The sequence below is a fragment of the Pseudochrobactrum sp. sp1633 genome, from assembly GCF_030376605.1.
GTDB lineage: Bacteria > Pseudomonadota > Alphaproteobacteria > Rhizobiales > Rhizobiaceae > Pseudochrobactrum.
The window spans coordinates 80,606-92,793 of record NZ_JARRAE010000004.1; the positions used below are offsets into that span (position 1 = coordinate 80,606).

The 12,188-nt window shown below is 51.9% G+C and carries 15 protein-coding genes; 4 read left to right on the forward strand and 11 right to left on the reverse strand.

Annotated elements, in window-relative coordinates; translation table 11 throughout:
- Positions 1–83: 83 nt before the first annotated feature.
- Positions 84–251, reverse strand: a complete 168-nt coding sequence (locus tag P8H26_RS05780; protein ID WP_289631938.1) for a hypothetical protein — start codon at positions 249–251, stop codon at positions 84–86.
- Complete coding sequence (locus P8H26_RS05785) at positions 238–453, reverse strand: hypothetical protein (RefSeq protein WP_289631939.1); 216 nt, start codon at positions 451–453, stop codon at positions 238–240. Before P8H26_RS05785 ends, P8H26_RS05780 begins: the two co-directional genes overlap by 14 nt.
- Between P8H26_RS05785 and P8H26_RS05790 the strand changes: the two genes are divergently transcribed.
- Positions 452–1,474, forward strand: a complete 1,023-nt coding sequence (locus P8H26_RS05790; protein WP_289631940.1) for a class I SAM-dependent methyltransferase — start codon at positions 452–454, stop codon at positions 1,472–1,474. The two genes, P8H26_RS05785 and P8H26_RS05790, sit on opposite strands and share 2 nt — an antisense overlap.
- Before the next feature lie 51 nt (positions 1,475–1,525).
- Here the strand turns inward: P8H26_RS05790 and fabI are convergent, their stop codons facing one another.
- From fabI to fabA, 3 genes are all read right to left on the reverse strand, one after another.
- The gene (fabI, locus tag P8H26_RS05795; protein WP_289631941.1) at positions 1,526–2,344 is read right to left on the reverse strand and encodes an enoyl-ACP reductase FabI; all 819 of its coding nucleotides are present in this window, start codon (positions 2,342–2,344) and stop codon (positions 1,526–1,528) included.
- Between the two features lie 12 nt (positions 2,345–2,356).
- A complete protein-coding gene (gene fabB / locus P8H26_RS05800; protein WP_289631942.1) occupies positions 2,357–3,580 on the reverse strand; it encodes a beta-ketoacyl-ACP synthase I in 1,224 nt (407 codons plus the stop codon).
- 185 nt (positions 3,581–3,765) lie between these two features.
- The gene (gene fabA, locus P8H26_RS05805) at positions 3,766–4,281 is read right to left on the reverse strand and encodes a 3-hydroxyacyl-[acyl-carrier-protein] dehydratase FabA (protein ID WP_289631943.1); all 516 of its coding nucleotides are present in this window, start codon (positions 4,279–4,281) and stop codon (positions 3,766–3,768) included.
- Positions 4,282–4,553: 272 nt separating this feature from the next.
- Between fabA and irrA the strand changes: the two genes are divergently transcribed.
- A complete protein-coding gene (irrA, locus tag P8H26_RS05810; RefSeq protein WP_289631944.1) occupies positions 4,554–4,991 on the forward strand; it encodes an iron response transcriptional regulator IrrA in 438 nt (145 codons plus the stop codon).
- A 54-nt stretch (positions 4,992–5,045) separates the two neighbouring features.
- Here irrA and P8H26_RS05815 read toward each other — a convergent pair whose 3' ends face one another.
- The 3 genes from P8H26_RS05815 to tsaB are packed head-to-tail and all read right to left on the reverse strand — an operon-like array spanning position 5,046 to position 7,071.
- Entirely contained in the window at positions 5,046–5,861 is an 816-nt protein-coding gene (locus P8H26_RS05815; protein WP_289631946.1) for a 1-acyl-sn-glycerol-3-phosphate acyltransferase, read from the reverse strand.
- Positions 5,858–6,358: a ribosomal protein S18-alanine N-acetyltransferase gene (gene rimI / locus P8H26_RS05820; RefSeq protein ID WP_289631947.1), complete on the reverse strand. Its 501-nt coding sequence runs from the start codon at positions 6,356–6,358 to the stop codon at positions 5,858–5,860. The genes P8H26_RS05815 and rimI overlap by 4 nt, the downstream gene beginning before the upstream one ends.
- Entirely contained in the window at positions 6,355–7,071 is a 717-nt protein-coding gene (gene tsaB / locus P8H26_RS05825) for a tRNA (adenosine(37)-N6)-threonylcarbamoyltransferase complex dimerization subunit type 1 TsaB (protein ID WP_289631948.1), read from the reverse strand. The genes rimI and tsaB overlap by 4 nt, the downstream gene beginning before the upstream one ends.
- Positions 7,072–7,345: 274 nt before the next feature.
- Here tsaB and dps point away from each other — a divergent pair, with 274 nt between their 5' ends.
- A complete protein-coding gene (gene dps, locus P8H26_RS05830) occupies positions 7,346–7,843 on the forward strand; it encodes a DNA starvation/stationary phase protection protein Dps (RefSeq protein ID WP_289631949.1) in 498 nt (165 codons plus the stop codon).
- Positions 7,844–7,906: 63 nt separating this feature from the next.
- On the opposite strand, the gene P8H26_RS05835 is transcribed toward dps, so the two are convergent.
- Together P8H26_RS05835 and P8H26_RS05840 are read right to left on the reverse strand one after the other, a co-directional pair.
- Positions 7,907–9,124, reverse strand: a complete 1,218-nt coding sequence (locus tag P8H26_RS05835; protein ID WP_289631950.1) for a serine hydrolase — start codon at positions 9,122–9,124, stop codon at positions 7,907–7,909.
- Positions 9,125–9,285: 161 nt separating this feature from the next.
- Positions 9,286–10,551: an aminopeptidase gene (locus P8H26_RS05840; protein ID WP_289631951.1), complete on the reverse strand. Its 1,266-nt coding sequence runs from the start codon at positions 10,549–10,551 to the stop codon at positions 9,286–9,288.
- A gap of 181 nt (positions 10,552–10,732) precedes the next feature.
- Between P8H26_RS05840 and P8H26_RS05845 the strand changes: the two genes are divergently transcribed.
- Positions 10,733–11,020, forward strand: a complete 288-nt coding sequence (locus P8H26_RS05845) for a hypothetical protein (protein WP_289631952.1) — start codon at positions 10,733–10,735, stop codon at positions 11,018–11,020.
- 72 nt (positions 11,021–11,092) lie between these two features.
- On the opposite strand, the gene P8H26_RS05850 is transcribed toward P8H26_RS05845, so the two are convergent.
- Positions 11,093–12,058, reverse strand: a complete 966-nt coding sequence (locus P8H26_RS05850; RefSeq protein WP_289631953.1) for a cell wall hydrolase — start codon at positions 12,056–12,058, stop codon at positions 11,093–11,095.
- Between the last annotated feature and the right edge of the window lie 130 nt (positions 12,059–12,188).

A 12,188-nucleotide genomic window follows, 5' to 3' on the forward strand; every position in this document is an offset into this window, starting at 1 on the left:
CCGCATGGCAACATGCGGGGCTTTTCATTTCAATATTCCGCGAATGCATTCAGATGCTGAGCCAGCTTTCAGGGTAGCTTAGTTCAAACCGGCTCTGCTTGTATCTCCGGTTTTATGCCCTTTTGCAGCCAAGCCTCCTGATGGGCGCAATCAATAATCGCCTGCGCCTCACTGACAGCCATACCCAGCAAATAGGCAAAAAAATCCTGTCTGGTCTTATGTGCCTGCGAAATCATATTATTCAGTTGCATCAGGCGTTCCTGATGTTCCGGCAGGCATCTGGCATAACATTCCGGCTGACAACATTTGCGCGCCATAATACCACTCTCCCCCGCGAGCAAAACCGAATTGCAGATAGTTTGAAACTTTAAACAATAACAAATTCAATATAATATCTGCTAGAAACCACCTACTGTCATCCTTTTCAGGTAGCAAAGACCAAAGAAACTCCATGATTACCGGCGCCCAAAATACACTCTTTCTACCCTTCGAGAATGAAACGCTTGATCTGCCTCAGGCCGGAGAAAAATTTCTCTGCTTTGGCATCAGTGCCGACACTATGCTGAGCACAGAGTGGAAACAGGCACTGCATTGCATTCAGCCATCCAGACCGGAGTGGCTGGCACTAAACAAAGCCGGTTTTCAGGTTACAGCGCAAATAACCGAGAATGAAACCTATGCCGGCGGCATGATTTTGCTCGGCAAACATCGCGGCCGCAATGAGGAATGGCTGGCATCCTTGCTAAGCCAAGTGAAGCCAGGAGGGCTGATCGTGATTGCCGGCGATAAAAAGCTCGGCATCGACAGCTTCCGCAAACGCAGCGATCAGATCGCAACCTCACTCGACCGCATGTCCAAAAACCACGCTGTGACCTACTGGATGATGCGCCCTGAGGCGATTGAGGCTGAAACCATACAAGACCTCATTCCGGAGAGAAAACGCGTAGATGAGCGTTTCTGGACGAAACCGGGCATGTTTTCACATGGTGAAATCGACCGCGGTTCCGCTTTACTGGTGCCGCACCTCAAAAACGTCGCCTTTGGTCATGTAGCGGATTTGGGGGCTGGCTGGGGTTATCTCACCGCATGCTGTCTCGACAATCCGGCCAAAATCAGCCGTATTGATCTTTATGAAGCGGATTTTGAAGCGCTGGAAATTGCCAAAAGCAATCTGGCTGAACTCAACAGTTCAGTACCGCTGCACTACTACTGGCATGATGTGGCTTCCGAGCCGATGACAGAAATTTATGACACGGTCATCAGCAATCCGCCGTTTCACACCGGCCGCAATACCGATATTTCGCTTGGTCAAAGCTTTATCACCTCTGCTGCGAAACGTCTTAAATCCGGCGGCCGCCTGCTGATGGTGGCAAACCGCCAGCTACCCTATGAAGCTGTGCTGAAACAGCATTTCCGACAGGTCATGCCGCTGACCGATAAAGATGGTTTCAAAGTCATCGAGGCCCGCAAATAAAAACAAAAAAGCCGCGCAATGCGCGGCTTTTTTATATCATATTCAGCAAAATTATTCAGTGCCGGTCGCATCCGAGCTTTTCAGCTCATCAAGCGTTGGCATTGACACGATATTATAACCGGAATCCACAAAATGTACTTCACCGGTTACACCGCTCGACAGGTCAGACAGCAGATAAAGGGCTGACTTGCCCACATCATCAATATCAACCGTGCGGCGCAATGGCGAATTGCGGCGCTGATACGAGAAGATTGCGCGGGCATCACCGATACCGGCACCAGCCAGCGTGCGCACAGGACCTGCGGAAATCGCGTTAACGCGAATACCCTGCGGACCAAAATCAGCCGCCAGATAACGAACCATAGCTTCAAGAGCGGCCTTGGCCACACCCATCACATTGTAATTCGGAATTGTACGGGTTGAGCCGCCATAGGTCAGCGTCAGGATCGAGCCACCGTCTTTCATCAGTTTTTCAGCGCGTTGAGCAACTTCTGTGAAAGAATAGGCTGAAATCACCATCGTGCGGCTGAAATTTTCGCGGGTGGTGACATCCGCATAACGGCCTTTGAGCTCCGTCTTGTCGGAAAAACCAATGGCGTGAACGATAAAATCGAGCTTGCCCCACTTCTTTTCGATCTCGTCAAAAACCGCATCAACCGTTGCAATGTCTTCAACATCGCAAGGCAGAACCAGATCAGAACCGACCTGCTCTGCCAAAGGTTTTACGCGCTTACCAAGTGCATCACCCTGATAGGTAAAAGCCAGCTCGGCGCCCTGATCGGAGAGTTGTTTTGCAATACCCCAAGCGAGAGAATGGTTGTTCGCGACACCCATAATCAGGCCGCGTTTGCCCTTCATAATACCCTGCATACTCTCTCTCCGTCAGCCCTGATAACGCTGGAAAACCAACGTTGCGTTTGTTCCACCAAAACCGAAGGAGTTGGACAGTACCGTGTTAATTTCAGCATTATCAATGCGCTTGAGCACAATCGGCATATCCGCAAAATCCGGATCAAGTTCATCAATATGTGCGCTCTCGCAAATGAAGTTATTATGCATCATCAGCAGCGAATAGATTGCTTCCTGAACGCCTGTGGCGCCCAGCGAGTGGCCGGTCAGCGATTTGGTGGCCGCAATCGGCGGGCAGGCATCGCCTGAGCCGAAAACTTTACGGATCGCTTCAATTTCCGGTGCATCGCCCGCAGGGGTCGATGTGGCATGCGGATTGATATAGTCAATCTTGCCCTTCACAGTTGAAAGCGCCATACGCATGCAGCGCTCCGCACCTTCACCGGATGGCGCAACCATATCGTAGCCGTCAGAAGTGGCGCCGTAGCCCACAACTTCACCATAAATTTTGGCACCGCGCGCCAGCGCTGTTTCCAGATCTTCCAGCACCAGTACACCGGCACCACCGGCAATCACAAAACCGTCGCGGTTTTTGTCATAGGCGCGGGATGCACGTTCCGGCGTATCATTATATTTCGATGACATGGCGCCCATAGCGTCAAACAGCACCGACAAGGTCCAGTCGAGATCCTCACAGCCACCGGCAAACATACGATCCTGTTTGCCGTACTGGATCATCTCAACCGCGTTGCCAATACAATGATTGGACGTCGCACAGGCCGAAGAGATCGAGTAGTTAATACCCTTGATCTTGAAGAAAGTGGCCATTGTTGCAGAAGCCGTGGAGCTCATGGCTTTCGGCACGGCAAAAGGACCAACGCGCTTCGGGCCCTTTTCACGGGTGATATCAGCGGAATCAACAATCGTGCGTGTTGATGGACCGCCGGAACCCATGATAATGCCGGTACGCTCGTTGGAAACCTGCTCTTCGCTCAGGCCCGCATCGGCAATCGCCTGATCCATAGCCACATGATTCCATGCAGTGCCACGGCCATGAAAACGCATTGCACGGCGATCAACCAGCGCTTCAACATCGATCTGCGGCGCACCGGAAACCTGACAGCGGAAGCCAAGTTCGGCCTGATCTTCAGCCCGACGGATACCCGATCTGGCTTCGCGCAAGGAGGTCAATACCTCATCGGTATTATTGCCAATTGAGGATACAATCCCCATTCCGGTAACGACAACACGCCGCATTGAAATCTCCTTTGCACCAATGCCGTAGGTGACGGCCCGCTTTCAGGGCTGCCCCTATTTGCGGTAACATAGGTGCGATCTTTGCATATTTTGAGTGCGACCACATGAAATCTGTTAAATTTAATGTGGTCGCAGCCGTGAATGATAGATGTTCAGCGCCTTATTGTCCGTCGCTGTCTTTAGACTTACGCCTCGCTGTCTTTCGACAGGCCAACGCGCAGATCAGAAGCTTTATAGATTGTTTCGCCGTCTGCTTTCAACCAGCCGTCAGCAGTGCCCAGAACAAGGCGACCGCGCATCACGCGCTTGAAGTCGATACCATATTGCAGAAGCTTGGTATGCGGACGCACCATGCCTTTGAACTTCACTTCACCGGTGGACAGCGCCATACCGCGACCCGGCTCACCGAGCCAGCCGAGGAAGAAGCCGGTCAGCTGCCACATGCCGTCGAGGCCGAGACAGCCAGGCATGATCGGATTGCCCTGAAAATGGCAAGGGAAATACCAGTCGTCCGGGCTTACATCGTATTCAGCACGGATATAGCCCTTATCAAACTCACCACCGGTTTCGGAGATTTCGGTGATGCGGTGCACCATCAGCATCGGCGGCAGAGGCAGCTGGGCATTGCCCGGGCCAAACATTTCACCGCGAGCGCAGCTGAGAAGCTCCTCATATCCGTAACTAGACTTCTGCTCTGCCATTACCGACTCCAATCATTTATCTGTCTGTTGTCTGTTTGGCCCTGAGCGAACATCCATGTTCGTCAGGTTCAGACAAAATCTTTGCACACCCCTAACACAGAGTGTTTCCTGCTGTAAAATACCCGCAAGAAACTATTTGCCTGTCAAGATATACAGGAATAGCTATTGCCAGTCATTCGTTCAGCGCATATATCAATCTTGTGACAGGATGGGCAACAGCCCTTAAGCATTAAATTTGAACGAATTTGACACAAGCTTCTGACAGGTCAGTGATGAATATTCATTCCTCCCATGCCAGCAACGCTTCGATTGAGGAGCGCCTAAGGGTCGCCGGTCTCAGACCGACGCGCCAGCGGGTTGCGCTTGCCAGCCTGATTTACGCTCACGGCGACCGCCATCTTTCCGCAGAAGAACTGCATGAAGAAGCCGTTTTCGCTGCCGTTCCGGTCTCGCTTGCCACCGTTTATAATACGCTGCACCAGTTTACAGAAGCCGGTATGCTACGCATTATTTCGGTTGAAGGTTCGAAAACCTATTTCGACACCAATATTTCCGATCACCATCACTTCTTTGTGGAAGGCGAGAATATTGTTTTCGATATTCCCGATGGTGAGGGCGGTCAGCCAGTGGTCAGTAATCTTCCAAAAGCCCCTGAAGGCATGGAAATCGTCAATGTTGACGTCATTGTGCGGTTACGTCGTAAGGACTGATACCACACGGGTAGACGCGATTGCGCACCTACGCCACAAAGACTGACACCGGATTTATTTTTCCGTCTCTGATGTATTGATATCGCGTCCCAGCAAAGAGCTGTGCAGCATCTCTGCCACGCGCTCTTCCATAATACGCGCCAGTTCCTTGCGGCTGGTTCCGGCCGTCACGCTTACCGGCTCACCGAAGCGTATCTCCACATCAATCGCGCCCTCTTTGAGCACCCCTTTAAGATGCGGCATCAATTGTACATCACCCGGCCATGAAGCGATCGGCCGATGGAACCGTCCCATCGGCATGCCGTGAATTCCCGTATAGGCAATCGAGACCGGCTGCACGATCACCTTTTCTTCACCAGTCTCGCGGATTGCCGCATGGGCGGCACCAAACAGCGATGTTTTGAACGGCAGCACACGGTTACCGTCTGAAGTGGTTCCTTCGGGAAACAGTACCATCGCATCGCCGCCCGCCAGACGCAGGGCAATATCCGAGGCCTGTTGCGCTGTCCGGCCCTTTTTCTCACGCTCGACAAAGACAGTACGTTGTAGAACCGCGAATGTGCCAAAAACAGGCCATTTGCGCACTTCAGATTTGGCGATGAAGCAAACATTGGCAACGGAGGATAAAACGACAATATCGCTCCACGACACATGGTTTGAAACCAGCAGTAACGGGCGTTCCTTTACAATGTCGCCGTGTACTTTTACCCGAAAGCCGAGCAACCATGCCGCAATCCGATGGAAAAACCGTGGCAAACTCTGCTGCCAGCCAAGCCGTGCTTTAACAAAGAGATACTGAAACGGTACCAGCGACACGACAAGGCTGAAAAACAGACCGAGAATAATCGTAATACGGATAAGGCCGATCATGGCAGCACAATTTTTTGCTGAAACTGCCGGCGCAAAACCAATGCACCGCTGCGCCCCTGCTCAGTCTCATAATAAGCCGGACGATGACCGACCTGAATGAAACCAAGACGCCGGTACAATGCCTGCGCTGCCACATTGCTCTCGTCAACTTCCAAAAACAGGCTTTCAGCCCGTTCATGATGCAAATGTCGTAATACGGCTTCCATCAGTTCGCGCCCGATGCCGCGGCGCTGAAAGGCGGAAGAAACAGCAATGGTCAGAATTTCCGCTTCGCCTGCAACCAGCCGCGCCAGCACAAAACCGGCACTTTGACCGGGCTTACCCACAGGGCGGGCAATAAAGCCGAATATATTGCCCTGCGAGAGCATACCCGCAAAATCTTCCTCGCTCCATGCATGGTGAAAAGCCGGTGCGTGCAAGTCCGCAAGTTCAGGGCAATGCGCCTGCACCAGCGCTTCCAAGGCAAAACTTTGCCGCGAGAAAGGAAGACTAATCATTCATGCTCCTGATTCTTCTGCCCGTTATTACCAGACTGAAGGCGGGGCAGTGCAAATCCGGTTTGCGGTTTCACATCAGGCCCGCGCATGTAAAGCGGCTCAGGCGGTATGCCCGCATCCCGCCCGGCTGCAAGGTGTGCAAATGTGCTGATGGAAGCGGAAGCACTGGTTCCCGTAATCTTACGCTCACGGCCTTCCGCAGCGCTGAGCTGCTGCGCGGCACTGCCATACAGCGCATAATCTGCTCCCAGCTGCTCCAAGACCTGCAACAATTCCGTCTCACTGCCAGCAACCGGATTGGTTGCCGGAGAGCCGTCTGCCGCAAAACCCTGCGCATAAATATCACCGCGATAGGCAGACAGTGCAATCAGCACCGGCTGCGCCTGCGCAACGGCCTGTGCCTCACAGGCAAGCGCTTCAAAACCGCTCACACCGACAACGGGACAAGACAGCGCCAGACCAAAACCGCGCGCAGCAGAGACACCAACACGCACCCCTGTAAAGGAACCGGGGCCGATATTAACCGCTACACGGCTCACAGTATTGCGGGCAATTTTTGCGGTCTCAAAACACTGCGCAACATAGTCCAGCAGAACCTCTGCATGGCCTTTGCCAATGTCATGGCTGACCTCAGCAAGAATCTGCTGTGTATGCGGGTCATAGAGGGCAACGGCGCACATGCTGCCGGCGGTATCGAGCGCGAGAATAGTCATGATTTACGACCTAAAGCAGATTGCACGCTCCGGCAAGTACAGGCAGATCAGCAGTGCTAAAATTTCATGCCGGAGCCCTGTCACGATCACGCCCATCTCCCTGCATTATAACGCAAAATATTCCTTCAAGCCCTTTAAAACACAGGGAACAACCCTACCTGTAAGACGTTATGTACATAACAGCATTTTACTGCATCCAGTTTCTTACACTGTCCTCTCCCGACAGTTTTTCAGACGAATGAAGAGTTTGTCCCTTCGATAAAAGGAAATTGCTATGTCTGCACCAAAACTTAAAAATCATCCGACAAAAAATAATCTGCCGACCAATGCCAAAACTACGGTCATTGCCCTGCTGAACAAAAATCTGGCTGCGATCATTGATCTTGCGCTGATTACCAAGCAGGCACACTGGAACCTCAAAGGCATTCAGTTCATTGCCGTGCATGAAATGCTGGATACATTCCGCACCGATCTTGATGAGCATTCTGACACGATTGCAGAACGTATTGCCCAGCTTGGCGGCACAGCGCTCGGCACCACGCAGAATGTTGCTGAGGCGAGCATTCTCAAACCTTATCCGGATGATATTTATGCGATCAAAGATCATCTCAACGCCTTGATCACACATTACGGTGAAGTAGCAAATCTGGTGCGGCAATCCATCAAAGATGCAGCGGAAGCCGGAGATGATAACAGTGCCGACATTCTGACCGGCGCATCCCGCAGCCTTGATAAAGCGCTATGGTTTCTCGAAGCGCATATTCAGGAATAATCAGAACAGACTTACCACACACCGCCTGTCCCAAAACAGGCGGTGTTTTAAATTGGCGGTAATTTAAAGCGCGTCCGCAATGGCCTGAAAGACAACAATGCTTTCATCTTTCATTTTCTGGCCATCTTTATTGTAATCCGCATAGGCGGAAGTTTTGGCAATCACCACTTTGTGCTCAGGATTGACGTAGATAAACTGCCCGTAAATACCGACAGCGACAAAATCCCCCTGCGGTTTCCCCGGTATCCACCACTGATAGCCATAGCCCAGCGGCTTGCCCTGCACAGGATCATCCCTGCCCGGCATCAGATGCGGCGCATCCGGCGTGACAGAGGCATGTACCCATTCGGCCGGTACCAGTTGCTCGCCTTTGAAATTGCGCCCTTCATTCATATAAAGCAGGCCGAAACGCGCGTAATCGCGCAAAACAGCATTCAGCCCGCCTGCCGAGACTGCATCACCCTTTGCATCAGCCAGCCAATAGACATCAGCCTCTGCTCCCAGATGCGACCATAATTTTTCCTTGAAATAATCAGTCATCGGTTTACCGGTTGCGCCCTCCAGAACCATGGACAGCACCTGCGTATCGGCGGACACATAAATATTGACCGTGCCCTGCTGCCTCACTTTCTGCAGATGAGCAGTGAAATCTTTCACCGAACCGGTCAAAATCTGGATAATGTAGCGCACAATATCGGATGAGAGATCGCCATAATCCTCGTTAAACCCGATGCCTGAAGACATTTGCAGCGCGTTCTTGACGCTCACCCCTTTATAGCCGCCCTCCGCCAGTTGCGGTGCGTAATGATCGACGGTCTGATGGATATCGATCAGACCATCCCGCACGGCATTGCCGATCAGAAATGAAATCGTGGATTTCGACATCGACATGGCGATTGCCTGCGTTGCAGCCGTATTGCCCCGTTCATAGCGCTCATAGGCAACTGCACCGTCCTTCAGCACGATGAAGCCGGTTGTCTGTGTGCGTTCCAGCCAGTCAGCGACCCGTTTTGTCTCTCCCTGATAAAGATAGGTTTCAGGCAAAGGTTTTTCATTCTGCGGCAAGGGGCTGACTTCGCCGCTCTGTTCTACACGGATAGACGGGTAGATTTTATAAAGTGAGCGAAAATTAGCATCAATCACATCGGGCTTGAATGTATTGGCATATTGATAGACCGCATAATATTCGTGAATTTGCTTACGGAAAACAAAGCCCACACCTGCCGCGATAATCAGCAACAGAGCCAGGCTATATAAGCTAATGCGCAGCGATCTTTTCATGATGCAGCCCCTCTCGACACAATTATCAGCCCGCATACGATAAACCGGATTATCGCTCCGGCAAGCTGCAATTCCCGAAATGCTTTTAAAAATAAAATAGCCGCCGCTTGTTAAAAAAAGCGGCAGCTATTGTTATGAAAATATCGGGAATTCAGATTTTATCAGGCAACCCATTCGCCTTTGCGCATCACAGGCACTGATGTGCCATCCTGCGCGATACCATCCACATCAATGCGGTCTGAGCCGATCATCCAGTCAATATGAATGAAGCTCTTATTACCGCCCTGTGCCGCAATCTGTTCCGGCGTAAGATCAGCACCATTGATGAAACATTTGGAATAGCACTGACCAAGCGCAATATGGCTGGCGGCATTTTCATCAAACAACGTGTTATAAAACAGCAAGCCGCTCTGTGAAATGGGCGAGGAATGCGGCACCAGTGCCACCTCCCCCAGACGCCGTGCACCTTCATCCGTATCCAGCACCTTGTTCAGAACAGCCTCACCCTTGCTGGCTTTGGCCTCAACAATCCGCCCGCCTTCAAAACGCACGCGGATATCATCAATGATCGTGCCCTGATGCGACAATGGTTTGGTGCTTGAAACAGTGCCTTCAACGCGCAAAGCATGCGGGGTTGTGAAAACTTCCTCGGTCGGAATGTTCGGATTACAGGTAATCCCGTTTTTAGCGGTGGATGCGCCGCCATGCCATTCATGGCCGTCTGCCAGACCAACGGTCAGGTCAGTATCCGGTCCGGTGAAACGCAGCGCACGAAAATTACGCTCATTGAGAATTTTTGTGCGCTTGCGTAATTGCGCATTATGGTCTGCCCATGCAGCCACAGGATCAGCATTATTCACGCGTGATGCGGCGAAAATCGCTTCCGCCAGTTTGCGGGTCGCCACATCCGGCGCATCATCCGGAAAGACCAGCTTCGCCCATGACGGATTCGGGTATGACACGATATTCCAGTTGATGTCGAAACCGGCTATTTTTTCCAGAGCCGGCTGATAGGCCATCGAAAGCGCCTTATTGGCACGGGCAACTTTATTCGCGTCCTGTGCCGATAACAGCATCGGATTGTCACCTGAAATAGCAAGACGCGCCGCACCCTGACTATAGGCTTTCGCCATGCCCTGATAGAGCCAGTCACTTGCATGATCAAAGCTCTCATCCGGCGCATACTGAAAACGCGACAGCGCCATGTCTTCATCGGCAAAAAACGGCGTTACCAAACCCGCACCGGCTTTATAGGCATGCTCCGCAATACGGCGCACCAGCGGCAGCGCGACAACCGGCGCTGTAATCACCAGATCCTGCCCTTTGCGCAATTGCAGACCAACCTTAACAGCCACTTCAGCCAGCTTGTCCAGCTTAACCGGATCAATAATTGCGCCTGCGTGATTGTTATCAGATGAAACCGACATAGATACTCTCCGCTTAATTATGCTCTGCCTACACAGATACTCCCGCATCCTTATGCAGGCCAGCCCTTATCACCAATTTTTGGATCGTAGCGTGTCTGTTATAATAATATTTCTGCATATGGTCAGGAACAGTGAACAGCGTTAATATGTCAGTTGAAGTCATATTTATCGGAACAAACCCATGAACCGAAACTCCAAAAACGCGCGATCCTTCCGGAAGCTAAGCCTTGTTGCAGGGTTGTTTGCAATGACGCTGGCGGGCTGCACGACACTCACACCAGAGCAGCAACGTGCGGAGGATCAGAAAACCTGCACGAGCTATGGGTTTAAACCCAATTCAGAGGCAATGGCCAATTGCCTGCTCCAGATTCATCTGGACCGGCGGGCAGATATTCGCGCATGGCAAAATGACCGTCCGCAATTCTCAACACCGATGGTGATTTATCAGCCTGTTGTCGTGCCGCGCTGATAATAAGTGCTCAGTGATAACAAAAAAGCCCGCTATATGCGGGCTTTTTTGTTATCAACATTTGCTAGTGAATTATAATACAGGCTCAGGACGATCCTGTTTCAGCAACAATGCGCCGATTGCATCAACCTTGTGCGGATCCATCTCTTCGGTGCTTGCGGCAAACGCATTTTGCGAAGCAGACGCAGCGACAGGCTTGGTTTCAAACGGCAAGCGGGAAGGTGCCTGCGGCGCGGCCTGCGATGCATGGTAAGCAACCTGTACCGGCGCTTCAGCCACAGCAGCTTGTGTTGCAGTCGGATCAGCCGGTGCCGGTGCAAAACGCTGCTGATCTGCCGATGCAACCATGACCGGTGCGGCCGCAGGGATCCGATCGCCCTTGCCACTCGCAGCCGTATTGGTCACGTCGTAAACACTCTCGGGCATAGAGCCGTTTTTAGGCTCATAGGCTGCAGCAAGATTATAAGGTGTTTCCGGCAGCGGTGATTCCAGCGAGCCGTCTTTACGGCGCTTTTCATAGAAAGAATTACCGCCGGCAACCAGCACATAATGCATATTTCTATACGGGAATTTCAAACCAGCCGTATGGAAGAACATTGCGTTTTTCAGCTTCGGATGACGTTCGCCCTTCAAAACAGAATCGGCGGCCTCTTTGACATCCGGCAGAGCTTTGGAATTCATAGCGCGGGTCATAACGCCCGGCGCAAACTGATTTTTCTGTCCGACAACACCGCAAACGGTTTCAGGATATTTTTCCGAAACCAGACGGTTCATCACAACCGTGCCCACTGCAACAAGACCATCACGGCTGGAGCGGGCAGATTCAAAGAACATTGCGCGCTCAAGGCATTCGCGGTCTTTGGACGTGTAAGTGTAGGTTTTCTTGCCGTTACGGACGGTAACGCCCGATTCCTTGGCACCCTGTGCAACTTTAGCTGATTTTGAACCGGTCGAGGTGGTTGTGCAGCCCGCTAAAATGAACGGTGTGGCAACCAGAGCACCGATAAACAGTGTTTTCGCTAAATATGAGCGTTTCAACGGTTCATCCTTATCAACAATTCCTCTTCACACCCAAGCCACACATCCAAACCTGCAGACAGACTCGCTATGGTAGAAGGCCACGCGAAATTCGTGGCGCATTGGGGCTAAATGAAGGCGCAGGGCCGAC